The organism is Streptomyces fulvoviolaceus (assembly GCF_000718165.1).
Taxonomy (GTDB): domain Bacteria; phylum Actinomycetota; class Actinomycetes; order Streptomycetales; family Streptomycetaceae; genus Streptomyces; species Streptomyces fulvoviolaceus.
In genome coordinates, this window is sequence record NZ_JOEY01000202.1 from 1 (window position 1) to 298 (window position 298).

A 298-nucleotide genomic window follows, 5' to 3' on the forward strand; every position below is an offset into this window, starting at 1 on the left:
GAGGAAGGCCTCAAGGCCACCGGCCGCGAACCACTCGCCCGGATCACCGCCACCGGCGTCAACGCCCTCGACCCCCACTACTTCGGCCTCGCCCCCGTCGAAGCCGTCAACCGCGCACTCACCAAGGCCGGCAAGACCATCGCCGACCTGTCCGTCCTGGAACTGAACGAGGCCTTCGCCGCCCAAGTGCTCGGCTGCGTCGCCGAATGGCCCGAGTTCGACCCGGCCATCCTCAACCCCCAGGGCGGCGCCATCGCCCTCGGCCACCCCCTGGGCGCCTCCGGCGCCCGCCTCGCCG

The 298-nt window shown here is 72.8% G+C and carries 1 pseudogene; it reads left to right on the top strand.

From position 1 onward, the window contains the following. Window positions 1–298: pseudogene (locus tag IG08_RS0153530) on the top strand (3-oxoadipyl-CoA thiolase); the annotation flags it as partial.